The sequence below is a fragment of the Legionella steelei genome (assembly GCF_001468005.1).
GTDB lineage: Bacteria > Pseudomonadota > Gammaproteobacteria > Legionellales > Legionellaceae > Legionella > Legionella steelei.
In genome coordinates this window covers 570,245-596,702 of record NZ_LNYY01000021.1, presented here as the reverse complement: position 1 = coordinate 596,702, position 26,458 = coordinate 570,245, and the positions used below count along the sequence as shown (strand labels likewise).

Genomic DNA, 26,458 nt, shown 5'->3' with positions numbered 1-26,458 from the left:
TTCCTTGAACATACTTGCTACTGATTAAGCTTTTACTTGCTAAACCCAATTGTTGATAATATTCCTTTCTCTTTTTTAATAATATTTTTGCCAAGACCGTCTGCCGAAACAGATAATGAGGGAGGTGCTTCAAAATAGATTTTTCGATCGTAATCAGGCCCGGAACCAATTTGCATTGCTTCTTCATGCTTACGATATTGACCAATATGCTCTAAATGATATGGCTATTACCATTAAAAATTGATGCCATACAATTCAATATATGGGACTGCAGCTGAGATGTAGCAAATCTTTAAATCCACTTCTCTGATAAAAACACCGACTATACCTCTCAATTAGAAAACAACATGACGAATCAATAACGTTGGTTGTAGCGGCAAGTAGTAGGCAAAAACTCAATCATTCACAACCAAAGCGCTATAATATTATTCAAATCGATCACTAATCAATCTTTCTAATGTTTATCTAAGAATGCAGAAGACAAGAGACGAATAAAATGTCCTTTAGTAAAAATATAAGAGCAAATGAAGAAGTAGATATTGTCCTTGTTTTAGGCCCCGAGGAGAAATCCCACCAATTTTTCAAGCAATTTAAAGACTATTGTGACAGAAACAATCTAAAATATGCCATTTTGGGTGATGGAAAATCACCAATTAATTTAGATGATATACAACAACTTCCTAAAGCAAAACATGTTGCAATCGCAGGGCATGGCCATATAAATCCATCAGCCAATAGGCATGAAATTGCTCTTGGAGGTCATCCAGATAAAGATTCACTCGATGTAATTAAAAAAGTTCAAAAACAGACTGGAGCAAAAAATATAGTTTTGACTTCTTGTTTTGGTGGAAAAGTAGTAGATCAACTACGAGAAAGCACACAACGTGAGCTTTTAGAAGGCACCAGCTTTTTTGTATCTTCAGATAATGATGAACCTACCATGATTGAAGATAGTCTAAATATTATTGATATCTATGTTAAAAAAATAAAATCCGATAGAAATGTGCCTCTGGTTGATGTAGTAAAAGATGCAATCACAACAGCTCCTCTCACAATGGTGTTTGCCCACCAACCTGAAGATCAGGATAATGGTCGCCCTAGCCCAGTAGAAACACATACGATACGCAGAACAGATAGATTATTATATCGTGACGCCAGAAAGCTTTGTGAATACCAACATAATTTGTTTCATGATTTTATCAATCAATTGGTTTTAGGAGGAAAAGCACCTTCTTTCGTAAAAGAACTACGGAGTTTCTATTCTAATTTTTCTACCTACCTCCAACAATTAGGCACTTCAACAAAAGCAAAGTTATTCGATTTTACAATGACAACACAGGTGTTAGAAAAGTATCAGAATAGCTCATTTGTCAATTATGTTTCTCTGAATGATGCTAAGGTATTAAATTTTTTATTAGCTAATCATATTAACGCTCCCGAAAATTTACTATTTCAGGCGATCACCCAAAGAAATAGCGACTCCATTGAGGTTGTTAGAGTTCTATTAAATTATTTAGATGCTAATTCTTTTGGGAAAAGTTCTACTAAGGAAACCCCGTTATCCGCAGCGTTAAATGATAGGAAAATAGAAATTGTAAAAACTCTCATTTCTGCAGGCGCAGATATTTACCGTGCAGATGGTTATGGTGATGTCCCTGACGAGCAAATGAAACGACAAATGCAAATATATAAAGATGTATTTCCAGAGCTGGTCAATGAAGCGCATAACCTTTTTAAAAAAGCGATGAAACTTTCCTCATCAGGAGAATATCAAATTCCCAATGCATTAATAAAAGCACATCAAAATTTTAAATCTGTTTGTGAAAAAGAAAATAATATGGATTTTTTTAATGGAAAAGCTTCAAGTCCCATAAATAAAAAAGTTTTTTATGCTTTTCAAGATTATTTAAAATGTTTAAATGATCCCGTATTACAAAATAAAATGGAACACGATCATTCTCATAAAACGAAACACTTTAAAAGTACATTAGTGGAGCTCAGAGAGATTGATTCAGCATCAAAAGCGGATGAATTGTTGATTGTGATTGATAGAATTATTCAAAATAAAGATTGGGGTTCCCTTACACTATTAGGAAGTAAGCCCAAAAGCATCATAGAAATTGAAGAAGTTCTTAATGCAGAGATGACATCCTGTCAAAAATTAGAGCGCATACAAAAAATATGTAGTGCGACACATGCCCATTCCAATTTCGATGTTTTTATTTCCAAACTGAGAGGAAGGGATGATTTTACAAATGAACTATACGATATCTTAGCAGATATTGTCCCTACTGATGAAAACTCGATTAGTAACGTGATAAACCGCTTAAATGATTTACAACCCCCTCTAGCAATGACTTTGTGAGTTCCCTCTACTAATGCTGGTGAGGCGGCACCAAAAAGATAAAAATCATACCATTCAATTGCTGTTCCATCATACTATAAAAAAGACGAGCAGTATTAACCTTTATAGACTTCACCAATTAAAAACGAATAATTCATTCACTCAAATTAATTTTGATTAACCAGCCGCTCATTATGACAAGATTCGCATTGAACACGTAAATTCCATGCTCTAGTCGCCCGCATTTCAGATAGGCCTCAAATTCATTTTGAACATACTGAAGCAATGACTTGTTCTTAGGGTTTTAATTGATTTGTAAGCAAATCTAATTGGTCGAAAACCGTTGGGAACTCTGGTGGTGCAGTATGTAGTGTGCGACGCATCGTAGTTAAGGTCTGACGGTTAATATGATTTGCTTGTAAAACATGATCAACTTGATGGGGATCATCTCGTTTCAATACTTTTTTATTAGCATATAGAGTTGCTTCATTTGCAAAAAAGGCCCATTTGCAGAATGCACGTAAGGAAGGAACGTCGCTCCGTTTTCCTTTCTTTAATTGCAATTGATGGGCTTGATATTCGAGTAGAATAGCTTCATCAAAATGTTCTTGCATACGATAAATTTTAGCCTTTTTGAATAAGACTGAAGGACTAGGATCTTTAATTTTTTCATAGTCAGTGAGTGCTTCAGCAAATTTTTCTTGTTTGCGGTAAAGATCTCCTCGCGCTTCTAAGGCCATGTGGTGTCGTGGTAGGGTGTTTAATACTTGATTTAAATCAGCCAAAGCGCGCTTAAATTTCTTTTGTTTGCAATACACATCGCCACGCATGGCCAATATTAAAAGATCATTTGGTTGTTCTTTAATTGCTTGATTCAAGTCGTTTAATGCAAGACTAAGCTCACCTTGCTGACGATAAATATCTCCGCGTACTCTTAATAAATACCAGATATTCGAATTATTGGTATTCAAAGTAAGAGCTTGGTTCAAGTCATTTAAAGCCAAGTCGAAATTACCTAGTTTCCAATTAATTTCACCGCGTGACATTAAACCAAACCAGTAACTAGGGTTTATAGCTAGTGCTGCATTAAAATCGCATAAAGCCTTTTCATAATTCCCTTGTAACTGATAAACCTTTCCACGCCCCCCTAACGCAAACGCATGAGTGGGGTCTAGAGCAAGAACGGCATTGTAATCGCTTAAGGCTTGGGTAAGGTTTCCTTGCTGTCGATAAATGTCTCCACGAGATAGCAACGCATTTACGTTAGTAGGGGTAATAGCAAGGATACCATTAAAATCACTTAAGGCTTGTGCGAAATTGCCTTGCTGATAATATGCCGCACCACGCATCGCTAAAGCTTGTAGATTATGGGGATTTATAGCAAGCGCAGCATTAACGTCATTTAAAGACTGAACATGATTTCCTTGTTGACTATAAATGATGCTACGAACCATCAAAACATAGTCATAATTGGGGTTAATGGCAAGCATCTGATTTAATTCATTTAATGCAAGATCGAACTTTTGTTGTTGATAATAAATATTGAAGCGAAGGCCTCGAACAGCCAATGAGTAAGGCTGTATCAGCAAAATGTTATTAAAATCATTTAACGCTTCGTCAGTCTTGCCCATTTTATGATAGATATCTCCACGAATTGCTAAAAGGCGTGAACAATTTGGCGCGTTGGCAAGTAAAGGATTTATAATATCTAAAGCGCTCTCATATAGCTTTTTTTGTATATAAATATCTGCTTGGTACACTAAGTCAATCATAGTGACAGCGGGAATAGAGCGTACAGAATTAAGATCATGCTCAGCTGCTTCAGGAAAATTTAATATACTATAAACCCAGCTTCGTTCTTTTAAAGCAAAAATATTCTTGTTATCGCTTTCTAGAGCTGCATTGAAATCTTTTAACGCGAGATTATATTGACTTTGTGTACAATAAACTGCGCCTCGATTTGCTAAGGCATGCGAATGGGTAGGTTCAATAGCAAGTGCAGCATTTAAATCGTTGAAGGCTTCATTGATGCTACCGAATCTATGCCATAATGCGCCACGTCGTGATAAGGCAAACACATGATTGGGTTGGAGTGTTAACAAGGTATTGAAATCCGCAAAGGCAAGTTGCATATTATCCAACTGACTGTGAATATCTCCACGAATTGCCAAAGCCAAAGGCTCATTAGGTTGCTGCGCAATGGCCTGATTTAAAAAAGGTAACGCTTCATTAAGTTGATTTTTTTTATAAAGCTGTTCACCCTTTTTGACTAAGGAATTCGTAGCTTCTTCAAAACGTTTCGAAGGTGGTTCTTCAAAAGGAATTTCTAATTTTCTTTTCATTAATAAGTCCAGTAATTTTCCTTGTTGATTTAATTTAAACCAATAATGAATAATTTATTTGAATTCTCAATGGATTATTTTAAAAGTATTTTCTGAAGTACGTCTTAAGGAGCATACGCAAAATGTGCAGCAAGATGAAGTTCAAATTGGATGAGTAATCAACTCAGAAATGCTAAATAGGATTTTAACTATTCCAAGTATTTTTATGCTCCTATTTGAAAAGGAATTTACTGTAATTGTCCGATTAACCATAACAAAAATTCAATTTAAAGTATCTAGGTCTTTGGGGAGAAAATAGTGTCCCACTTTGGTAGGAGGGCTTAAACTCAACATGAAAGGCTTAAACTACTGGCACGATAGGGATTTTTGAGTGGGTTCAAGTGGTGTTGGTGTTTCGATTTGCTGAGTATACCGTTCTTTATAGCTGTTGAACGTTATGTTTTTTCCAGAGAGCGTATTTTGAATCATATTGGTTACTGTTGAGGTTAGCTTCTCGGCCTTAACATCTTGGACTTTTAAAAATTTCCTAAAGTCTTCTCCTATTTCATCATTTGCACAGATTCGATTAATTAACCATTTTGCAGATTCAGTATGTACTGAATATTTATCTCCGCCTAGATAAAATCTACGTTCACAGCAAACTCGACAAAGCTCTTCAAATGTTTTAGCGGTATGCTTCTTGTCTTCGGTCCAGAGAGATGAATATAAAGTCTTCAATGTATTATTAATCACCACTTCTTTTTGTGCTGCATCTTGTGAGAAGAAACCAGCATCTTTGGTTTTTCTTTCTGTAGTAATTATTTTACTTTTTCTAAGATATTCCTCCTCTTTACCCTCCATGACTGTCTCAATCATTTCTTTCATACTATCACCTACTGAATCAAGTTCTTTTGCATGCTCCTTACGAAATCGATTTAAAGGATGCTCAGGGAATCTTTTGTTTAATTCTTTATCTGCATACAAAGCATACTTGTTGTAATCTTGTTTAAGTAAGTTCAATTGCAATTGCTGATCCGCATAACATAATAATGAAATATCTTTAGCTATTAATTTCATTTGTTCGCCTGGGGATAATCTATTGAAAGCATGCATTAACACTCTAGTTTTTGCTGACTGTAAGCCATCTCGTGTCATGGCTGCAAAATCTTTACAGTACTGCTCTGATAAATTTGGATGCTCCTCTTTGAGTTGTTGTATCCTAGCATCGATATATTCATCTACTTTGATGGTAAAATTATCATTAATTAATGGTTCTACTAATTTGGATAGTCCCTTAGGATCAAGTTCCTCAAGTAACGTTTTAATATGCTCTATTGTGTGCTGTCCTTGCACTTTAATGTCTTTTCTTGCAAACTTTTCAATTGCTTGAAAATAATTATAAAGAAATGCATTGTCAGAAATATAACAGCCTCGATCATTTAAAAGGTATTTGAACGCTTGAACTCTATCTTTAATCCTCATTTCTCTATATTTTTGCTCTGTATCTTCATAAGCCTGCGCAAAACTTTTATTGCTCTTTTGCATTTCTTCGGCTGCTAATTGAAAATGCCAGGCGATGTTCGAATTTGCAATGCTACAATTTCCTGTTTTTTGATTCTTCTTTTCCATGAGTTCGGACAGCTCTTGGTTGAATTGCTTTTTATGCCTTTCTAAAAATTGAGACATTCCTTTGCGAGGATCTGGAGTCATAGCAGCGCCCAACATGAGCTTAGCAAAGCTCCTCGCGTGTTGATTTTCAACAGAAAAAACCATCACTGTTGGCGCATCATTTTTATCCTGTCCTGTTTCTAAATCAAAATGGCGTTTTCCTCGATTTACATAAATAAAATGAGTTTGATTTCCTTCTTTGACTGCATTAAGGGTAAAGGCATGACGTGGCCATCGACAAGAAAATCCAACATAACCATTAGGTGGAAGATTCGTAATTTTTTGGAGAGCGTCTGCAGAAAATGAAGCGGGCAATAGATCGAAATTTAAATTAGAATTTGGATTTTCTTTAAAATGATCGTATCTTTTTTTTGTACTAGGCGCTGTGTCCTCGATGTACCAACCTGTATTTTCAATGTTGCTCAAGAAAGGATTTTTTTGTAGCCCTAAAACATGAGTCATTTCTTTGTGAGATTCAATTATTACCTTTTGACGCTTCTTTTCTTTTTCTTGAGGCTCTGTACGTTGTCTCATAATTACCTACTATACTATATGCTCTATGTATAATTTACAGTATAGTAAAAGGTGTAAAAATTACTCACTCATAGGTTGCTTCAAAAGAAACTAGAATCTATTAAATCATCTCAAAACGCATTGAAAAAGAAACGGATAGTTATGGACATGGAACTGTCATTGATTTTAGTCAAAAAAACTCAAATAGTATCCTCCCCATCGATTTTAGTCATTGTGTTAGTTTTTACAATTATGGTTTTTATGTACATAAAGTTACTCAAGGCGACGTGGAAAAATTCACATCAAAAGATCCCATAATGAGATCAATGCGTGATTTACTAAAGTTAACAGAGTCCTCTTTTTCTTAAAGCAGGGATCTAGGTCATGATACTTAATGTTTGAACGATAGCTATTTTTTTCTACGAAAAATAATAAATGCTCTCTCTACTCTCTCTATCTTATTTTGATCGTCAAAGCAGATCCTGAGCCAGAATAGCTTGATTCAGGTTCTTTGTCATTGAGAAAAAGAACGAAATCAGCTATCTTGTGGCAAACTAAAATGATTACTTAATCGACTTAGTCAGAAAGGATTTTAAATACCCTTTTATTGAGGGGAGAAAAGGAAGAATATTTTATGCATAAACGAACAAAAACGGATTGTTTTTTACCATCTTTTTCCATACGTTCTTTTTTTATAATTTGTAGTTCAGTGATGATGACTGCAAACGTAGGGTATGCTGATCCTGCTGCAATAACTCCCCAATCCAATCCAAGAAACTTAAGTTGGTTCCATCCCTTTTTTACCTTCTCAGGTGGTGTAGCTGTCGCCAAAACAGGACATGCACAAACTTTAAATATGGACGGTGATTTCACAACGTACCAATATACGCCCCAGCATACCCATTCAAATCGGATGTTATGGGGAGGGACTATTGGAACTGAAGTCCCTGTCAATTCACAATGGGCTTTGCAGCTTGGTATTAGCTATTATAGGCCTAATAATTTTTCTAGCAGTGGTATTTTAATCCAAGGGGTTGATGAGCAATCAGCTGACGAGTTCACCTACAACTATAAAATAAAAAGCAGCCAACTTTTTTTTGAAGGCAAGTTATTACATTCTTTTAAAAATATTTTTCATCCCTATGTATCTTTAGGTCTTGGAGCAGCGTTCAATAAGGCTTCAAATTATCAAACGAGTGTTCCACCTTTTCTAACCTTTACTCCAGAATTTGAGGATCATAAAACAACGAACTTTGCTTACAGTCTTGGTGTAGGCATCGATATGGATCTATGTAAAAACTGGCGCTTAGGGGTAGGGTATCGTTATGTAGGCTTAGGTGAAGCGAATTTGGATGAAGGAATGCTTGATGTGATACCTTTCACAAGTACTTTGACACTGCCACATCTTTATATGCAGGAAGGTATAGTACAAATAAGCTATTTAATTTAGGAATAGAAAAATGAAAAAGAATAAAAGGATGTCCTCTTTATTTCTGTTTATTGGCGCAACCTCATTAAGCACGATGAGCTATGGGGTTGCCTACAATGTCGTCCCCAAAGCAGGTACAGTGTTACCCAGTCAACTTGTTTTAGGAAACACTGCAACAGCATTCTACACCGTAACTAATGCTACTCGTCGTACTCTACCCGGCGGATTTGTTAAATATTTACCACCCAACGTAATCCAGGTACTCGCTGATCCAAATTATCCTGATTTATGTGGTGCAAATTTTACCTTATCGCCTGGTGCCAGTTGCACATTGGAACTTACCGTTTCGGGGGCTGTTAATCCACATGATCCTAATCCCCATAATCATCTTTTTGTTTGTAGTCCTAATGTTCCAGCATGTGCAGGAACGAATGATCCCTTGAATGTGAGAGCATTCGAACCTACAGTAAAAGGCGTGGTGCAATCTGGGAATGCTTCTGCAATCCCACTTGCGAATGCAAATGTTACAATTTACAGCGCCGGTTCAACCTCAGCAATACCGATTGGTAATGCGACAACCAATAGTTCGGGACAATTTTTTATTTACATTCCGCCTGAACAAATACCCAAAACATCCTCATTTTATGCTGTCGCGCGTCAGGGAAATAACACCAAACTGGTGACAATAATAGGCGAAAGTCTTCTTCCGGTGATTACGATTAACGAATTGACGACGGTAGGTGCAGCTTTTGCAATGGCGCAATTTTTTAATAATGGACAAATTAATGGTGCGTCACTAGGATTAAAAATTGCAGCAGGGATGAATGATAATTTAGTTTCTCCTGTCCAAGGTACTTTATCGCAAGTGATTACAACATCACCGAATGCGGATCAAACGAATACGATGCGATCCCTCAATAATTTATCTAATTTAATTGCAACTTGCGTACGGAATTCGCCAGGTGCTTGTACTTCTCTTTTTGGATTAACAACAATCAATGGTTTTGCACCGACTAATACCTTAGATGCGTTGTTAAATATAGCGCATAATCCAGCGAATAATGTATTAGGTATTTATGTCCTATCGAATCAATTTTCTGCTTATCAACCTTCTTTACAAATTAAACCCGATGCGTGGACTTTAGCGGTAAAATTTAATAACTCAGGCAGTTTGTCAGCTCCATTTGGTGGACCCGCCAAAACAGTTTTTGATAAGAATGGTTATGCTTGGATAACGAATAATGTGATTCAAGGCACTCCCAATTCATCGAACTGGCTTATTGTTTTAAAGCCAAACGGCCAGCCTGCGGATGGAGTGAATGGTACCCCTACATCGCCCTTATTTGGTGGTGGTCTTTTAGGGAATGCTTTTGGAATAACTATTGATACGCAAGGATCTATATGGACCGGCAATTTTGGATGGGGTAGTTGCGATACCTGTTTGCCTCCGGGAGGAGAGGGGAGCGTTTCTCAGTTTTCTGCAACGGGTATTCCAATTTCAGGTCCTCTAGGCTATATATCCGCTTTATATCGGGTTCAAGGTACCGTTTCAGATAAAAATAACAATATTTGGATGGCCAGTTATGGTAACGACAGGGTTGTTGTTTATTTAAATGGAGATCCTAATTCTGCAATTTATTATCAAGAGCCTACAAATAGTGGGCCTTTTGATATAGCTATTGCTCAAGATGGTTCTGCATGGGTGAGTAATAGCAAAACTTCTGCTGGCAACCCAGGTTCGGTAATTAATAAATATGTGATTTCCGGAACCCAACTCATCAAAACTTTAGACGTTCAATTACCAGCCGGTAGTTCAACAAGAGAGGTTTCTTTAGATTCGCAAGGTAATGCTTGGGTAGCATCGGTAAATGACTCCACAATCTATAAAATTGCTCCCAATGGAACTTTTGTTGCATATAGCGGCCAAGGCGGAGTATCTGGACCCTGGGGGGTTACTGTTGATGGTGATGATAATATCTGGGTAGCTAATTTTGAGGGCAATGGCTTACCACCTCAATTTTCAATTTCTAAACTCTGTGGCATTAACACAGCTAAGTGTCCGACAGGGCTATCTACAGGTGATGCAATATCTCCTTCGACTGGATATACTTTACCCAGTGCCGGAAGCCAAGTGTTGCTTGCTGATGGTACACCGCTTAATGGTGCAGGCGGACCTCCCAGTTTTAGTCCTTTAATGCGTCTAACTCATGCTATTTCAGATCGAGCAGGAAATGTTTGGGCTGCAAATAATTGGAAACCACTTCCTTTTAGTGATAATTACTTTAATCCTGGTGGTGATGGGATGGTGGTATTTATAGGGATTGCTGCACCACCCTCAGTGTGATTTGCAAACAAGCGTAGAAAGACTCAATCTACGCTTGTTTTACTCAATACTCACTTGATGATAAACATTTTGGTATACTGCTCTTAAAAATATTGAAAATGAAACCCTACGCGATTACTTATTATTCGTTTTACTAACAGGCTTACGTAGAGAAGAAGCTGCAACCTTAAAATGGGAAAATGTCGATCTGGCAGCAAAAACCTTTATAGTGGTTAAAACGAAAAACAATGAATCCCACACCCTACCCCTTTCTGATTTTCTCTATGATTTATTGGTAGCTCGTCATGAGAAGAAGATAAACGATTATGTATTCCCAGGAACTGGTGCTGCTGGTCATATTATTGAGCCACGTAAACAAATGGCTAATGTAACCAAAGCATCTGGTGTCCACTTTACCGTTCATGATTTAAGACGTACCTTTATCACTATTGCTGAAAGCTTGGATATTTCTGTTTATGCGCTTAAACGGCTAATGAATCATAAAATGAGTAATGATGTGACCGCTGGGTATATTATTACAGATGTGGAGCGGTTGAGAAAACCAATGCAATTGATTACCGATTATTTTTTAAAGTGTATGGGCGTTATTAGATCTGCTGATATTATTGGTATCCAACCTCTTCAATTTGGATCGCATTGAGATCCAAATTAGACATAGAAAATAAATTTGTATTCCTTATGTTCAATTTGGCGGACAATGTCGGCCAAATGATACACTTCAGTAAGTTCCATTTTGGAACTCACTGCTAGACACTTTAATTTGGTACTCACTGCGTACCAAATCTAAAAAATTACATTTAAGCCTTATCAAGATTTAAAAAATAACGAGTCGCTTTAAGTTCGCCAGTTCGTTTGAGAATATTTTTTTTCACCAAGTCATTCAAATCTCTAGTTGTTGTAGCGATCGGTGCGCCTGTTATGCTCATATAATTTTTAGCGCTCAAACCACCTACAAATCCATCTGGTCCAGCATGAAATAATTTTAATAAAACCTTTTCTTGCCTTGGATTAATTTTCCCTTCCGCTTCCCTTAAAATAACAGATTTCTTAATAATAAAATCTATATACAAATAAGTGCTTTGTTGCGCTTCTAGAGCGATGTTAGCGAACCATATCAACCAAGAGGTGAGATCCAAGGTTTTGCTTGCTAAACCTAACTGTTGATAATATTCCTTTCTCTTTTTTAATAATATTTTTGCCAATACTGTCATTACTGGTTTTGAAAATCCTTGCGATAAAGCTTTTTCTGCGATAGCCCGCCCTATTCTTCCATTCCCATCTTCAAAAGGATGGATACTCTCAAACCATAAATGGGCTATTCCCGCTCGGGTTAATGTGGGTAAAGGAGCTGAACCGGTGAGAGAACTCCGTTCAAACCAATTAATAAATTGATCCATTTCAGCCCGAACACATTTTGAAGGAGGCGCTTCAAAATGGATTTTTCGATCATAATCAGGCCCAGAAACAATCTGCATTGCTTCTTCATGCTTACGATATTGACCAATATGTTCTAAATGATGGCTATTACCCATTAAAAATTGATGCCATTCAAATAAAACCTGATGTGTTAGCGGACTAGAAATCGTTTGATATAAATTAACCATCATTTTAGCGATCCCACGCTCTGCCATACTAGCTCTTGGAGCTACAGTAGACAAACCTAACTCTTTTTGAATAGATGATTGAACACTATCCCTGTTTAAATGCTCCCCTTCAATTTCAGAGCTATCCAAAGCATCCGTACACATTAAATCAATAAATAAATTTTGCTTACCTTCTTGAGAAATGTGTTGCGAAGAACCAATAATAATACCCGCACCCTCAGTAAAAGACTGTTCAAACACAACTAATTTATCGGAGTCCCAAGTAAAATTAGGCCAATTTTCAAGCTGCCAATTCCATTTCATGATTAATAACCTCGCATTTTATTAATCAAAATATAGCATATTAATGATTAATAAAATATGATTATGTTAATCAAAAGAAAATAATTCAAAGTTCAAGATACTGTTATTAACAAAGATAGAACCAATAGGGTCAGATCTTTCCTTGGTGTGCAGCTATATAAGTCATTGCCCGCTTGTAATAATCATCAGCTTCAAAAATTATATTGTTCAATTCATCAAGTGCTTTTTCTTTCTTCGAAATATCTATTTCTGGGTTTTCTAGAACATAATCTTTTACTTTTTCTAACAATGGATTGAACTCTTGATTTAAGATGCGTTGATAAATTTGACAACTTGTGTCTAACGCATTATTTTCAATTGCATAGGAATAGCAAGAGTATGCCTGGCGTTTCGTTTCATTTGCCTTTTCTTGTAGTACATACAACATGTAATTAATAGCTTGGAGATATTTCTCGTTGGCATCTTTAACTATATCGTGTATTTCATCTAATTCTTTTTGAGAAATTTTTATTTTAGGATTATCACTGAGATAATCTTTTATCTTTTTTATTAAAGGATTAAAATCTCTATTAAGCAAAGTGCTGTAGTTTTTGCAACTAATATCTAGTTCTTTTTTATTGTCCGCAATATAATAACATTCATCAGCTTCATTTTTTATTTCCTTCGCTTTTTCCATCAAATCGTCCATATATCCAACTATGGTGTCATCAGTTATAGGTACAGAGTTACTATCATAACTTGAATGATTATTAATAATTTTAATCTTTTCTGTGTTGGAAGAGTCATTTGGTTGATCGCTAAAATGTATCACTCCATTCGGATCAGTCCATTTATACACTTCTGCATGACAAATACTTATCCAAGAAAATAAAAAAAACAAAATCCATTTAGATTTAGATAATTTCATTTAGATTATTCCATTATCTTTATCTAAAATAATAGTCTAATTTTTTACAACTAATATTTGCTGTAGTAAAACTCCCAAAATAATTTAGGTCAAGTCTTGCTTTTTGCTAATTTCTAGGCTCTAGGCAAAAAGCAAGACTTGACCCAGGCATTCAACTGAAGATGGGGAACACGAGGGACTTTCAAAATATCCTTCTTGAAAACGATTTTATACAAAACTCAATCATCTGGAAATTCCGGATAGTTCAACAACTGTGACAATCTCGCATGAATTGCTCTTCTTAGTTTTTCTGTTTCACGTCGCGGATCCTCAAACCAATCTGTTGACCAGATACGATAAAGATTCCACCCGAGCCCCTCCAAAACCTCTTGTCTTAAACGATCACGATCTCGGGCGGAGCGAGAAGAGTGATAAGATGCGCCATCGCACTCTACTCCCATAATAAAGCCATGAGGCCAATCTGGATGCTTAATACCTATATCAATAGAGTATCCTTTAACGCCAACTTGCGGGATTGCTACACAACCAATTGATATTATTTGCTTAATAACATGCTCTTCAAAATCAGAATCAGGTTCTTTTTCAGTGTATTGTCCAGTCTCCAGAATCCCAGAGCTAGAGTATTCCAACCAACATTTAAGCATATACACACCAGGGTTGGACTCCTCTTCCGCACGAATATCTGCCGAAGTCATAGAGGAAAACGTAACGATTCGCTCTTTAGCTCTAGAAAAAAGAACATTTAACCTTCGTTTTCCAGCTATTCCATTTATCGGTCCAAAACGTTGCATTACGGGAGCTCCTTCTTTTTCTGCTCCATAAACAGTACCAATGAAAATAACATCCCGCTCATCGCCCTGGACATTCTCTAGGTTTTTTATGAAAAATGATTCCAATCCATCATTAGCTACATCCCACCTCTCTATATACTCTCTTGCTTGCGGATGTTGCTCCAAAGCATAGTTCATTTCATCGAGTAATAGATCTCGCTGCTTCTGATTCATAAGAACTACACCTAAAGATTTATCGGTATGTACTCTCATAAAATCGATAATCGCGTCTATCATGATCATAGCTTCTTTAGGATTAGTACCCGAGGAATATGTTCCATTAACTTTGATATAAGATATTCCCATATGTGGATGATCTTCCTGCGCAGAAGGGAACACCACTAGATCATTGTTATAAACATGTTTATTAGAAAATGATATTAATCCCGAATGTCTAGACCTATAATGCCAACGAAGCCGTCTTGCAGGTGTAAAAGAAGCATTGGCCATTTCTAAAATAGATTCCTCAGTTACTTTTTCATCTTCATCTGCACTTTCATCTTCTAGCATCTTGCGGAAAAATCCCGTAGGAGGTAATTGATTAGTATCACCAACGATCATCGCCTGTTTGGCTCGTATCAATGCACCAACTGAATCCTCTGGAGTCATTTGGGATGCTTCATCAATAATTACAAGATCAAATTCAACTCCTCCTCGAGGTAAATATTGAGCTACAGCTAAAGGAGACATCATCCAGCAAGGTTTAATCTCTAACAGTGCTCTCGCTGCTCTTTTTGTAAGATTGCGAATTGGGATATGGCGTTGTTTTTTAGATATTTCATTTTTAAGTAATGCAAGTTCTGTAAATTCACTTTTTCGCCCAAAACCTATTCCAAGTGGTGGACAAGCCTTATTAAAAAGTTCAGCTTGCAAATGTTTGCGAGAAAGCTTTATTACTGCTCTATCAGCTTCCTGCAAACGCTTTCTTAATGTATTCAAATTACTACCATTATATGATGCTAATATTTCACCATGAGATTTATAGATCTCACGAGCCATTTCACGTATTATTAATGCCTCAATTATTTCGCATAAATTACCATATTTTTCAGACAAGATAATTTCAATATGCTCCATGTATCCATCTTGCTTTACATTATTTTTAGCTGAAATAAATCGCGAATATGCAACCAAACCATCTTTATTTTTAGATGCCTGTTCCATCCATTTTGAAAAAGCCAAATAGGTCATATTATCTAACCATCTTTCTGGCAATGTATTTGTCATGGCAGCAATTTTTTCTAAACTAGTTAAGGCCTGAGCATCACAATCCATAACACACGATACTTGTGTTTCCAATTTTTTTATAAAACCTTGCTTTGCACTATACAAAAGTGCCTGTCGCTCATTCTCATTTAACTCTATGAGATTCATAGCCAATATAAAGCATCTCTCTAACTCATGTTCATCAGTGAGTTCAGCTTTATAAGCTACTCCAAGAATACCTTTGATATCATCATTATGTCTTAAGTGTTCCCTTGTTTTTAATAATTGCTCAAATATTAATGGAAGCTCAATAATTTGCTCTTTTGATATTTTTTCAGGTTCTTTAAATACCTTGATAATTTTTTTAAGCTGTATGAGATCACTCTCACAATCCTTAACTTGATCTTGCAAAACGGTAATTCGTTCGGCTACATTCGCCAAAGTAGTATCTTCTATTTCATAGAGAGGATGATTTTTTTCGATTATGGGAATTGATTGAATTTTTTCACTATCCGCAAATTTTAGAAAAGTCCTCAAGTCAACATAATCAGATCCTGAAAATTCATGATCAATATTATTAAATAATGATATTACTTCCTCAAAAGGAGAAAAATCTGTCTCTATACCAAAAAAATGCGAGCCAAGAATACTTTTCATGACTACATTTTCACAAAAAACTTTTACGTCTATTTGCCATTGCCCTAATTGGCTAAGTTTTTGAGTAGCATATAATTTATTAAATTTTTTATTTTTAGACACTAACTTATAATATTTCTTTGCTTGCCTATATTTCTTTGAGAGAAAAGAAAAAAAGCCTGAGTGACGTAATGTTTCAGCATGATGATTTGTAATATCACCTTCCTGAAGCATCGATAAAATAAACTCTTCATCAAGTAAAGATCGAGTTTTCTTTAAAGCCTGAGCATGTGATGCCTGTTTCTCTATCAATACATGAGTTATCGGATCATCAAAGTCGCTCTTTCTAACTGATAATACCTGCTTTGATATGCCAGAGATAATCTCAAGCATTTTAATAAAATCATGAACTGTTATCTTGCCAAGACTTTCTGAGATATTAATTACCTTATTACAAATTTCCACTGATTGTATGTTGTATTCAAGAGATTTTTTATATTTTGGGATAATCGAATCTAAGACCAGTTCTTTGAATGACTCTATTCGGTATTTTAAACATAGTTCTTTGAGAAGATATAATTCTTCTATGACAACCGAATCTAGATCAGTCTTGAATAGATCAATAATGCTGTCTCTTTTATCTCTCCACAAACGCGCTTCATTTAGATAATTTTTTATAATCCCTATAATTTCGTTAGAAGTTAGCTTAGTGACTATATCAAGATCTTGATTTGAGATCTCTGGAGTATTTTTAATAGTGGTACTAATTTTGCTGAGCCTTTCACTCTCAATTAGAGGTGAAAGTCGAAATTCTATTAATGATTGTCGTTGTTTATCTGCCTCAACAAAAAAAGCAGAGATATCAAAAGCCAAATCAACTAACTCATCAGCAAGAAAAGGATCAATGTTAGCTATTTGAATAATATTCCAAGAATCTGGATACAGTAATGTAGCTTCCCATGCTTCTTCAACCTGCTTACAACGAGATAAAATATCATTTAATTTATCTGATGTGATAATTTTTGTTTCAGGAATGGTTAGTTTTTTTATTTTTTCGGGTAGATTGTTAATTAAATCTGAAAATTTAATACTTCTCCCTAGAACTTCATAAATAGTAAGATCTGTTTTTCCATAGGTGGAGGATAAAATATCTACATATAATTTTAATTTTTGTCTTGTATCTTTAAATTGTCTAACTGCATGTTCTAACTCTGAAGGATTGGCACATGTCTTCATTTCAAGCCTATTCCTAATTGAGGATATTACTTGTTCTTTTCCGGAACGGTTTGCTTGTAATGGTAATAAAAATTTACCAATTCCATATGCTTCTAATCTTGATCCAACAACTTCGAGTGCCGCTGACTTTTCAGCTACAAAAAGAACTTTCAATCCCAAGGAAAGCGAAGCTGCAATAGTATTTACAATTGTTTGCGATTTTCCTGTTCCTGGTGGTCCCTCAACTGCTAAATTTTTTCCACTAGCTATATCAACTATAGTACTAAATTGCGAAGAATCTACATCAGCAATAATGAAAGGCACTTTGCTTTCAATTTCAGGCTCATCTACATGATACTCCTCTCCAAAAGGCAACGCATCATGTCCCGTGTCTGTACCGCCAAATAAAAGAGAAACAACTTCATTAGACGCGAAATCCCACCCCTCAGGATCAAGATCGTGATACATCGCTAATCTAGCTGAAGGGAAAACACCTATCGTAGCCCATCGCCTAATTCGCCATGTCATATTTTTTGGACGTTGCTCGGCAACCTCTTGAAAGTATTTTTCTAAACCCTGATTTGTATATTCTGGTAGTATAATATTGAACTCTAGGCGCAATTTCTCTGCAAGAATTTTATTCTCATGCACCTCTGTCTCATCACCGATAACCCAAAACTCTTGGCCATTCCTAGTTCGTTTTTTATCGATATAAACAGGAATTAACACTAATGGAGAAAACTGCGTAGAGCTATTATTTCCGTCCTCCCATTCAAGAAACCCAAATGCAACATGTAATACACTAATTCCTGTCTCTTCTTTCCAAGTTTTTTCTTTTGAACACAGTGCATTTAACCGTCTTTCTAATATCTCAGGTAACAGAAGAGTCTGAATATCTTGATCACCGTGCCGTCCATCCTCAGCTTGGTGCCCCTCTAAAAACAATTCGTAATTAGGAGAAATTCCATGATTTTTTGCATGCTGTTGTAAAGATAGATTATTTTTTGTTTGTCTCGTTGGTAAGTTTAATTGCTCTCTAATTCTATCTTTTAATTGACGTTCTGCTTGAGCTAAAAGATTTGGCGCCTCATCACTTTCAGAATCTATTTCATCTAATTTACTTAAGTAAATTTCATCATTGAGCCTAGCATCTGCTAGAGAACTCTGAAATATTGAAGTCTGTTCATCACTAGGATCAGTGCCTAAATCAGGTAATGGCACAATTCGCATTTCACAAGATATAATAGATTTAAGTAATAACTCGGGAACTTCATCTACTATTCTTATCAATGAGTTTGAACGTTCAGAAAATTTCGTAGAAATTAGAGGGTTTCTTCTTGTTAAATCAAGTAATTTTGGCCGTAATGTATTAATACGATCAGCGATCAATTTCGCGCGGTCTTCATTTGCCTCAAGGGTACCAGTCTGATTCATCTCGCTCATTAACTTTTACCCATTTTTTAATTTCTTCCTATCCAAAATATAGATTAATTAAACAACCAGTCAAAATATTATCAGAAGGTCTTTTTTTAATCAATTAAACATATAGAATGGATTATGTTAACGCTTGCAGAAAGAGGCGCTGTTTAATAGAAAAATAAAGCTTTGGTAATTTTTTTGAACAGAACAATCGGACAGCACTACAGATTACTTTATTTACAATACTCTCTAACCTCATCAATAATTAACATACTAGTACCAAACCATCACTAAGAAAAACACTCCATAATTATTATTTTTTCATTCTTTCTCTTTGATATAAATTTTGGCTTAAGTTGTAGAACTCATAGCGTTTTATCCATAGTGTAGTCTACGGTTTAAATTATAAGCTAAAATGATTTTTTGTTCTGCTTCACTGCAAAATCCCAGCAGTGACGCAGCAACATTCACCTTATTTAACCCTCCCACATCAAGCATCGAATCCCCATTTGTCCTGACGCACCAGATAAGATAGGACAAAATATTCCTTTTAATGCTCTTGCTCCCAGATCTGCACTTTGATATTTTCTAAATGAAGCATGACTGATGAATCGGTGAAAATCCGATGAAACGCTTAGGCGTCTTATGCTAAGCCACTCTCATTCCTAACCTTGTGGCTGGACGTATAGTCGGGAAACCTTCAGGAACCTTTACTGTTCAGTAAAGGGAGTTCTTTGGAACTCTAAGTCATCGTTAATTTGACCATGGATTAGGGATAAAGCCCTGCTTTATCGCTTTCATTTACTTTATTTATTGAGGAGAAAAAAACCAGAAAAACCAAGTTGTAATGGCGAGATCGTTTGCCTTATAACGATTGATTTGCCCCCTTCTTCGAGCTTTACGGTTTTTACCGGGTTTCAACAGAGAGTGAACCGCTCGACCAACACTAAACAATACACAGGGCAAATTCTTTTTTTTTTACTAATTTTTGCAGATGGGAAGATGCGTACACAATCCTTAAGACAATTCGCTAATCGGTTTATTAAACTGGACAGGCAAGGTAAATACTTGTACCGGAAGCACCGTGCTTATGTCATTCGTAAGATGATTGATGATTTGTTTGTTATCCGACAGGTTCCACCTTCATGGCTGGCTTTGCAGTCTGAGCAGGTTCACAAGCTGGTGCGTTACTGGAAAAAACAAAATGTTAACCCAGTCACCATCATGCGTTATATGACCATCATCCGCCGTTTTTTACAGATGAACGATTGTTCTGTTGCCGATATCGATAATCAATCGCTTGAACTCTCAAGACCTAAAGCAAGAAAAAAGAGGAAGAAAATAATCCCTCCAGATTTTTGGAGGTCACTTAATGACCCTCTAGCAAGGGTCATTATGGGATTACAAACCGAGTTTGGGCTCACGTTCAAAGAAGCGATTCTGATTCAACCACGTATCCAAGTCCGTGAGTGTTCTCTCTGGATAACCCGAGACATTGCTTTTAACTCCACCGACCGCACCATACCGATACGAACTGAAAGCCAGAAAGCGGTACTCAATCTTTTTAACTGGCTCACAAAACAATACGGTAATCTGCTCCAATTAAAATCTTATGAAGAAATCCGTATCATCTGGCGCAGTACATTGGCCAAGCACCGTTTATCCAGCACTAAAAGCTGGCGTTATTTATATGCAAAACAAATGTATGCGTACCTACTACCTAAATATGAAAATTACAAGACGTGTTGGCATATTCGTGATGAGATGGGGATTAAATCGCGTAATACTTTGTGGTTATATCTTAAAAACTAGCTGGGACAATTGGGACATGCGGGACAGCGCATAAACACTGGGGTCGAGCCGCCCCAATATGTCCCATAACTTAAAAATAATGGGACAAATTTCTAGGATATTATTCCCCGCCCCAAATTTTATCCGTAAATACATAAACTCTGGGTGTTCCTACTCCTTTGACTCTTGGCTTATGAGTAGGCATTCCATCTGTTGCCGGCTTTAACCACCCTTCATTCATTAACACACGAGCAACTGTTCGTGGTTCAAATCCCTGACATAATTCTTTTTTAAACACTTCCGTTAATACCATATAGATGCGAAATCCCGCATCATCGGTAGAATAAAACCCTGCACGATTTTGAATCCGTTCGTTGTTTGGCGTTCTTACATTATCAAACCGACTGGCGCCATGGGACTCAAAAAAGGCCCTAACTTGGGCTAAAATTGCCCTATCTTCCCGATTACCCTCCATGCCAAAATGTTCCAACCATGCTCGATAACATTTATAAGCTGCATAAGTAGACTCGCCCTCTTTCCACCCAGTTAATCCATATTGGCTAGCTACTTCACCAGCAACAGCGACCAATGCAAAACGTCTCGCCACGCGGATAATTTGTCCCGTTGAATCCGGTAAAATAACACTACTTACAAATTCTTGTATTCCATCAGTAATGTGTGTTGCAATGCTTTGTTGGTTTGCCACCACTTTTTGCAGCCATGCCATACCCACAGCACCATAATACTTGCTGGAATATTCCTTTAAGGATAAAGCCATGGTAGCCGGGCTGAGCTGATTATGAATTTTTTCAAAAATCCCCATGTGAAACCCAGCATCGGCTTCAATATCGGCTAACCGTATTTCTTGTCCTGCATTGGGTTTCTGCCCAGCTCTCGACATCAAAGACATTAAGGATTCTTCCCCAGCAGAGAGAAAGAATAAGGACCATCGAGAAGATAGCTTGACTGTTCCATGGCGTGAGGCGCGCGTTTTGCCTTGACCATTGGCCAACAAGTAAGCCGCCTCCCCTGCTTCCTTAGGATCTATTTGACTTAGCTCATCCAGAATCAGTAAGCCATCGTTATACAAAGCAGCCAGTCCCTCAAGACCATTAGTCGTACTGCGCCATAATCGGCAATAAACTTGCGGATTCCCCCAAACCGAAGCCGCTACTTTTAACGCAGTACTTTTACCGCTTGAAGACGCACCTCGGAAATGAAACCCACCGGAGTCTTCACCAGCAATTTTTGCCAAAGCAGGAGCAAAAGCAGCAGAAATGGCAAAAATCAATCGAGAATTACCCGAGGCAAGACGTCCAATTGATTCTCGCCAATCTTCTACAGTACCCGATACAGACATGGCTGATTCGACCGCATGACTATTTTGAAAAACAATTTTTTCGGACGAATGACCAAGAGTTTGTGAGGCAGTAACAAAGAGGTGTTCATGCCAACCCAGTTTATCGACACAACGCACTCGGTCCTCTACAGGAAAGACCTGTAAATAGGTAGTCAGTAAATCTCGGGAAATTTTATGAGGCGAGATGCTCAAACCCAGACGCGCCAATTCCCTTCTGACCTCAGAAGCATCACCCTGTAACAAAGCCAGGGCATTGCCCATTGATGGAGTACCCCATCATCATCCTGCCATTCAAGTAATCGACCCCACTCCCCACTTTTGGCATCACGCGTTTTAGCTACCACATACAAAGGAGAACAAATCCAGCGTGGCGCCATTGGATTACCGTCTTTGTCTTTTCCAAGGAAAGACACGCCTTGCTCATTTAATTTAAAACAACCGCCAGCATATTCACAGATTATAGGCTTATGGTCGTTTTTGTTTTTTAATGTAATAAGTTGATTTTGCAGCATCACTCTTTCTCCAGCAGAGTTCATAGAAGATAGAAACCCTATCCTTCCATGAACAATCTATTTCTATGGGATTGGAATTTATTCGTTGATCGGGGAAAGGAGTTCCCCTTCGTCACCAGTAGAGCGATAGATTTTTTGTTGTTGGAGAAAAGACAACACGTCACTTTTGCGATACAAAACCTTACGGCCTATTTTAAGATAGGGAACGCCCTTTCCTTCCCAGCGATTGCGCTCCAAAAGTTGGGTGGAACAATCCAAAACAGCGGCCAAAGTGTGTTGATTAAACAACGCAGAAGTTGGTGCAGATTCAAATTCGTTTAACAGTTGTAAACGAGATAGTTTTTTATTCATATGGAACCTCATCAAATGATTATTCATTCAGCTTAATGCCGACGGTATGCGTCCTGCTCGATGAATATCAGTTGACTGTCCGGCCGGATAATAGTCTTGATATTTCATTTTCCGTGACTTTTACAGGACCGTGGACCCGCAAAAGTTTACAGCTCGCGAGAAGTATTGCTTGGAATTTAAAAGGGAGTCAAGTGCTTTCAAGGCCTGTGATCTCATTGTTATTCAATGATATTCATTGTTACTAAAAAAATTTTTACTGTCAGAGTCTGTCCCATTTGTCCCAAGTGAATATTTTATATTGGGACATTTAAAACCTAGTGTTCATGCGACTGTCCCAATTGTTCCGAATGTCCCACTAATTTTTTTAATAAATTACTAATCAATTGAGAAAGAATAGATACCTACAATTAAATAAGAATAATATTTTGATTTAATATTAAGGGAAATTAGGTGATAACACATTGGATTTTTCGGAGTAAACAACGACATATTTTATTTTATAATTTAAATATATGTGTTTTCTTATTCACCTTTTTCAAGTAACTAACAATATCTCTAAGCCATGCTAGAATTCACATAAGAGCAATCAAAACTCCCTTATATTCTCATTGATAGACAATTAAAACAGTCTAATATTCGCAAAATAACTATCAAATTATTCTAAAGTTCGCAATTTAAACAACAAAACATGCTATAATTCGCTAAGCTGTGGTATAACATGCTTATATTATATATTTATCCAAGGTTAGACTATGCTAGAATTCGCAACTGATAATAAGACAGCAAAAAATTTATCCAGACGATATAGGGATAAAAAACTTAGAAGAATCTATCAGGGTATTTATACTGATGATTTAACTACCAGCATTGAACATATTGTATTACAAGAATGGATGAAAATTATTCCTTACATAGTTTCCCAAGGCATTCTTGGATACAGTTCCGCCCTGGTGTTAAAACCTGTCCGATTTGACTCAAAATCATCAATTGTTTTTGTCGTCAGTACATATGAAAAAACAATCAATCTTCCTGGTCTTGTTATAAAAGTTTATCAGGGGGAACCCGATAAATTCTTTGAACAAATTACGCCTGATTTAGCACGGAGTAATTTGCCTAGGTCACTATTAGAAAATCTGACAACAGTCAGGGGCGCATCTTATATAGGCACCAAAACTGTAGGAATAGAAGGTATTGAAAAAATTCTTAGTAAAGAATTACATTTGAGAGGCGAAGAAAAATTAAACGCTATACGGGATGAGGCTAGAATAATAGCGAAAGAACTCAATTTTAATAATGAATATGAAAAATTAACGAAAATTATTAGCGCGCTACTTTCAACCCATCATGATAAAAATACATTAGTCTCACCCTACGCTAAAGCAATTGCTCAAAATAAACCATATGATGACTATCGAGTCCAACTATTTGACGAGTTAATTATTTATTTAAAAAAATGTGAATTCATTTTTCGCCAATATCAATACGAAAAAAATTCCTTCAAAAACTTAAGTTTCTACGAATCTTATTTTTCTAATTTCATAGAGGGAACTGAGTTTTTAATTGATGAGGCGGAAGACATCGTTTTTAAAGGTGAAGAAATTAACAATCGTCATGCTGATAGTCATGATGTGTTATCTAATTTCACGATAACTAATGATTTATACGAGATGAGTATAACTCCCAGAACTCCAAAAGAATTGATTGAAATTCTCCAACGAAGACATTCAATCTTAATGAAAGAAAGACCAGAAAAAAGACCGGGTGAATTTAAGATTGAACAAAACAAAGCTGGTAATACGTATTTTGTTTCCCCCAAAGAATCACTGGGCACTTTATATCAAGGATTTGAACGTTATAATATTCTTAATCCTGGTTTTGAGAGAGCTCTATTTATGCATTTTTTGATTAGCGAAGTACATCCATTTGATGATGGCAATGGCCGTTTATCAAGAATTATGATGAATGCGGAACTGGTCAGTCATGAAGATTATAAAATAATGATTCCTACTGTTCATCGAGATAATTATCTTAATGGGTTAAGGCTTGCTTCTCGGGATAAAAATTTCAAAACTTATGTAAAGGTCATGGATCAAGCGCAAGCTTATACTGCATCAATTAACTGGAAGGATTATGGAGAGGCACGAAATAAGATCGAATCAGACCATGCTAACTCAACCGCTGATGAAGGAATCCCATTATTTAACAGAATATTAAGAACATTAAAGCTATCAGATATTGCTAGTTAAAAGATAATTAGATACCTACTTGTACAGAAAATATGGGAAAAACCATGCAAACAGTATCTTATACTTATATGCGCAAACATTTATGTGAAATCATGGAAAAAATCGCCAATGGCGAACAAATCTGCTTTACTCGCAAAGGACAAGAACCTTTTATCATAGCTAAAGTTGGCTCACCTACTGAAGCCCAACTTGAAGAAGCAAAACATAAAAAACGTGCCCAAGCTATTGCCAAATTAAAAGAGCGACATGCTGCGACTATTAAAGCCCTAGTAGATAAATAATGGAATTAATTTTTTATGAGAATTATCTCTATTGAGAAAATTAAACATCGTGGAGGTGCTTATAAATGAATTTACAAACAATTAAATCTCTTGATGGCAAAGTAGAATATGTTTTATTACCTGTAACTACTTACAATGCTTTACGTCATCAAATTACTGAGCAATTAAAGCATACTCAAGAAAATGAGGATTATGAGATCTTTAATCCTGCTGATTACGTTGATAATCCTGTAGCTTTGGCTCGTATTCAATCTGGGTTAACTCAAGAAGAATTAGCCACTCTGATGGGCGTCACTCAGGTTTATATTAGTAAAATTGAGAATCAAGAGAAAGCTACACCTAAAATGTTAACTAAAGTCAAACAGGCTTTATCCAATTGCCAAGATTAATGGTCCAATAATCCCGTATTACGGGCCGCACCTAATACGTGCTTGCTGTTGGGTCTAGCTACAATTTTATAAGCGAGGTGGATTAGAGCTTAGTGCCTCTTCCTCTAATAACTTTTCTACATATTCCATTCTATTTTCAAAATCTTTTGGAATCCAATAAATTTTAATCTGATCTCTATCAATAAGACTCCTGGCCAGTTCTTTTTTGATGCCCTCTAATTCTTTTACATTTTCTTTATTTTTATCGGGATTTTTTAAAGCATTAGCTACATGAAAATTAAGTTCAAATGTAGTAAAAAGAAAAACTACAGGATGTATTGGTATTTTGTTTTTTCCTCTATTATCCTTCACATAATTCAAGCTTTCTAACATTGCCTGCATATCTGTGTTAATCGGATACATTTTTTCATTTTTATCATTTAAAATATCAGCTTTTACAGATTGATATATATCCTTAAACTTATAATCTGTAATTTCATAAGCAAATCTACCTTTATACCCTTTGACAAAAACATAAACCACATCCTGATTCTTAGACATGCCCATCTTCCATTAAGGCGCATTTATATATTATAGATCAAGATTTAAGCAAAAGAGTACCAGCCCCGCGATTTCGCTCAAGCAATTGTATTGAACAACTCAAAACAGCAGCCTGAAAGGTATTACAGATAATAGGATTTATTAAAATTAATATGAATATTAAATCTCTAATAACAACCATATCAAAATAGTATAAAAATAGGATTTTTGTCTATAATTTATACAATAAACTCTAGATATGGAAATCTC

The 26,458-nt window shown here is 36.3% G+C and carries 15 protein-coding genes and 2 pseudogenes; 8 read left to right on the top strand and 9 right to left on the bottom strand.

Annotated elements, in window-relative coordinates; genetic code table 11:
* Positions 1 to 32: 32 nt before the first annotated feature.
* Positions 33 to 176, bottom strand: a complete 144-nt coding sequence (locus Lste_RS19325) for a hypothetical protein (RefSeq protein ID WP_162264151.1) — start codon at positions 174 to 176, stop codon at positions 33 to 35.
* A gap of 455 nt (positions 177 to 631) precedes the next feature.
* Here Lste_RS19325 and Lste_RS17175 point away from each other — a divergent pair, with 455 nt between their 5' ends.
* The gene (locus Lste_RS17175; RefSeq protein WP_162264162.1) at positions 632 to 2,365 is read left to right on the top strand and encodes an ankyrin repeat domain-containing protein; all 1,734 of its coding nucleotides are present in this window, start codon (positions 632 to 634) and stop codon (positions 2,363 to 2,365) included.
* A 275-nt stretch (positions 2,366 to 2,640) separates the two neighbouring features.
* Here the strand turns inward: Lste_RS17175 and Lste_RS17170 are convergent, their stop codons facing one another.
* Positions 2,641 to 4,686: a tetratricopeptide repeat protein gene (locus Lste_RS17170; RefSeq protein WP_058512198.1), complete on the bottom strand. Its 2,046-nt coding sequence runs from the start codon at positions 4,684 to 4,686 to the stop codon at positions 2,641 to 2,643.
* 345 nt (positions 4,687 to 5,031) lie between these two features.
* Complete coding sequence (locus Lste_RS17165) at positions 5,032 to 6,867, bottom strand: hypothetical protein (protein WP_058512197.1); 1,836 nt, start codon at positions 6,865 to 6,867, stop codon at positions 5,032 to 5,034.
* 613 nt (positions 6,868 to 7,480) lie between these two features.
* Between Lste_RS17165 and Lste_RS17160 the strand changes: the two genes are divergently transcribed.
* The 3 genes and pseudogenes from Lste_RS17160 to Lste_RS17150 all read left to right on the top strand — a co-directional run.
* Positions 7,481 to 8,296 (top strand): outer membrane protein, encoded by an 816-nt coding sequence (locus Lste_RS17160; RefSeq protein ID WP_058512196.1) that lies wholly within the window; start codon positions 7,481 to 7,483, stop codon positions 8,294 to 8,296.
* Positions 8,297 to 8,306: 10 nt separating this feature from the next.
* Positions 8,307 to 10,619 (top strand): NHL repeat-containing protein, encoded by a 2,313-nt coding sequence (locus Lste_RS17155; protein WP_058512195.1) that lies wholly within the window; start codon positions 8,307 to 8,309, stop codon positions 10,617 to 10,619.
* A gap of 88 nt (positions 10,620 to 10,707) precedes the next feature.
* Positions 10,708 to 11,259: pseudogene (locus Lste_RS17150) on the top strand (tyrosine-type recombinase/integrase); the annotation flags it as partial.
* A gap of 157 nt (positions 11,260 to 11,416) precedes the next feature.
* Here Lste_RS17150 and Lste_RS17145 read toward each other — a convergent pair.
* The 3 genes from Lste_RS17145 to Lste_RS17135 form a co-directional block, all read right to left on the bottom strand.
* Complete coding sequence (locus Lste_RS17145) at positions 11,417 to 12,526, bottom strand: Fic family protein (RefSeq protein ID WP_058512194.1); 1,110 nt, start codon at positions 12,524 to 12,526, stop codon at positions 11,417 to 11,419.
* A 130-nt stretch (positions 12,527 to 12,656) separates the two neighbouring features.
* Positions 12,657 to 13,433: a DUF4124 domain-containing protein gene (locus tag Lste_RS17140; protein WP_058512193.1), complete on the bottom strand. Its 777-nt coding sequence runs from the start codon at positions 13,431 to 13,433 to the stop codon at positions 12,657 to 12,659.
* A gap of 218 nt (positions 13,434 to 13,651) precedes the next feature.
* A complete protein-coding gene (locus Lste_RS17135) occupies positions 13,652 to 18,763 on the bottom strand; it encodes a DUF4011 domain-containing protein (protein WP_083504007.1) in 5,112 nt (1,703 codons plus the stop codon).
* A gap of 978 nt (positions 18,764 to 19,741) precedes the next feature.
* On the opposite strand from Lste_RS17135, the gene Lste_RS17130 reads away from it, so the two are divergent.
* Positions 19,742 to 20,551, top strand: a complete 810-nt coding sequence (locus tag Lste_RS17130) for a hypothetical protein (RefSeq protein WP_058512479.1) — start codon at positions 19,742 to 19,744, stop codon at positions 20,549 to 20,551.
* Between the two features lie 100 nt (positions 20,552 to 20,651).
* Here the strand turns inward: Lste_RS17130 and Lste_RS17125 are convergent.
* Positions 20,652 to 22,402 (bottom strand): annotated as a pseudogene (locus tag Lste_RS17125) (DUF927 domain-containing protein).
* A gap of 78 nt (positions 22,403 to 22,480) precedes the next feature.
* Complete coding sequence (locus Lste_RS17120; RefSeq protein WP_058512191.1) at positions 22,481 to 22,753, bottom strand: MerR family transcriptional regulator; 273 nt, start codon at positions 22,751 to 22,753, stop codon at positions 22,481 to 22,483.
* A 752-nt stretch (positions 22,754 to 23,505) separates the two neighbouring features.
* Here Lste_RS17120 and Lste_RS17115 point away from each other — a divergent pair.
* The 3 genes from Lste_RS17115 to Lste_RS17105 all read left to right on the top strand — a co-directional run bounded on the left by Lste_RS17115 (position 23,506) and on the right by Lste_RS17105 (position 25,669).
* Positions 23,506 to 24,999, top strand: a complete 1,494-nt coding sequence (locus Lste_RS17115; RefSeq protein WP_058512190.1) for a Fic family protein — start codon at positions 23,506 to 23,508, stop codon at positions 24,997 to 24,999.
* Positions 25,000 to 25,043: 44 nt separating this feature from the next.
* The gene (locus Lste_RS17110; RefSeq protein ID WP_058512189.1) at positions 25,044 to 25,280 is read left to right on the top strand and encodes a type II toxin-antitoxin system Phd/YefM family antitoxin; all 237 of its coding nucleotides are present in this window, start codon (positions 25,044 to 25,046) and stop codon (positions 25,278 to 25,280) included.
* A gap of 65 nt (positions 25,281 to 25,345) precedes the next feature.
* On the top strand, positions 25,346 to 25,669 hold the full coding sequence (locus tag Lste_RS17105; protein WP_058512188.1) for a helix-turn-helix domain-containing protein: 324 nt from the start codon (positions 25,346 to 25,348) through the stop codon (positions 25,667 to 25,669).
* Positions 25,670 to 25,735: 66 nt separating this feature from the next.
* Here the strand turns inward: Lste_RS17105 and Lste_RS17100 are convergent, their stop codons facing one another.
* On the bottom strand, positions 25,736 to 26,209 hold the full coding sequence (locus Lste_RS17100) for a hypothetical protein (RefSeq protein WP_058512187.1): 474 nt from the start codon (positions 26,207 to 26,209) through the stop codon (positions 25,736 to 25,738).
* Between the last annotated feature and the right edge of the window lie 249 nt (positions 26,210 to 26,458).

Coding starts and splice junctions, on each gene's coding strand:
- Lste_RS19325 (WP_162264151.1), bottom strand. CDS start 176: ATGCAAATTGGTTCCGGGCCTGATTACGATCGAAAAATCTATTTTGAA.
- Lste_RS17170 (WP_058512198.1), bottom strand. CDS start 4,686: ATGAAAAGAAAATTAGAAATTCCTTTTGAAGAACCACCTTCGAAACGT.
- Lste_RS17165 (WP_058512197.1), bottom strand. CDS start 6,867: ATGAGACAACGTACAGAGCCTCAAGAAAAAGAAAAGAAGCGTCAAAAG.
- Lste_RS17160 (WP_058512196.1), top strand. CDS start 7,481: ATGCATAAACGAACAAAAACGGATTGTTTTTTACCATCTTTTTCCATA.
- Lste_RS17155 (WP_058512195.1), top strand. CDS start 8,307: ATGAAAAAGAATAAAAGGATGTCCTCTTTATTTCTGTTTATTGGCGCA.
- Lste_RS17145 (WP_058512194.1), bottom strand. CDS start 12,526: ATGAAATGGAATTGGCAGCTTGAAAATTGGCCTAATTTTACTTGGGAC.
- Lste_RS17140 (WP_058512193.1), bottom strand. CDS start 13,433: ATGAAATTATCTAAATCTAAATGGATTTTGTTTTTTTTATTTTCTTGG.
- Lste_RS17135 (WP_083504007.1), bottom strand. CDS start 18,763: ATGAGCGAGATGAATCAGACTGGTACCCTTGAGGCAAATGAAGACCGC.
- Lste_RS17130 (WP_058512479.1), top strand. CDS start 19,742: ATGCGTACACAATCCTTAAGACAATTCGCTAATCGGTTTATTAAACTG.
- Lste_RS17120 (WP_058512191.1), bottom strand. CDS start 22,753: ATGAATAAAAAACTATCTCGTTTACAACTGTTAAACGAATTTGAATCT.
- Lste_RS17115 (WP_058512190.1), top strand. CDS start 23,506: ATGCTAGAATTCGCAACTGATAATAAGACAGCAAAAAATTTATCCAGA.
- Lste_RS17110 (WP_058512189.1), top strand. CDS start 25,044: ATGCAAACAGTATCTTATACTTATATGCGCAAACATTTATGTGAAATC.
- Lste_RS17105 (WP_058512188.1), top strand. CDS start 25,346: ATGAATTTACAAACAATTAAATCTCTTGATGGCAAAGTAGAATATGTT.
- Lste_RS17100 (WP_058512187.1), bottom strand. CDS start 26,209: ATGTCTAAGAATCAGGATGTGGTTTATGTTTTTGTCAAAGGGTATAAA.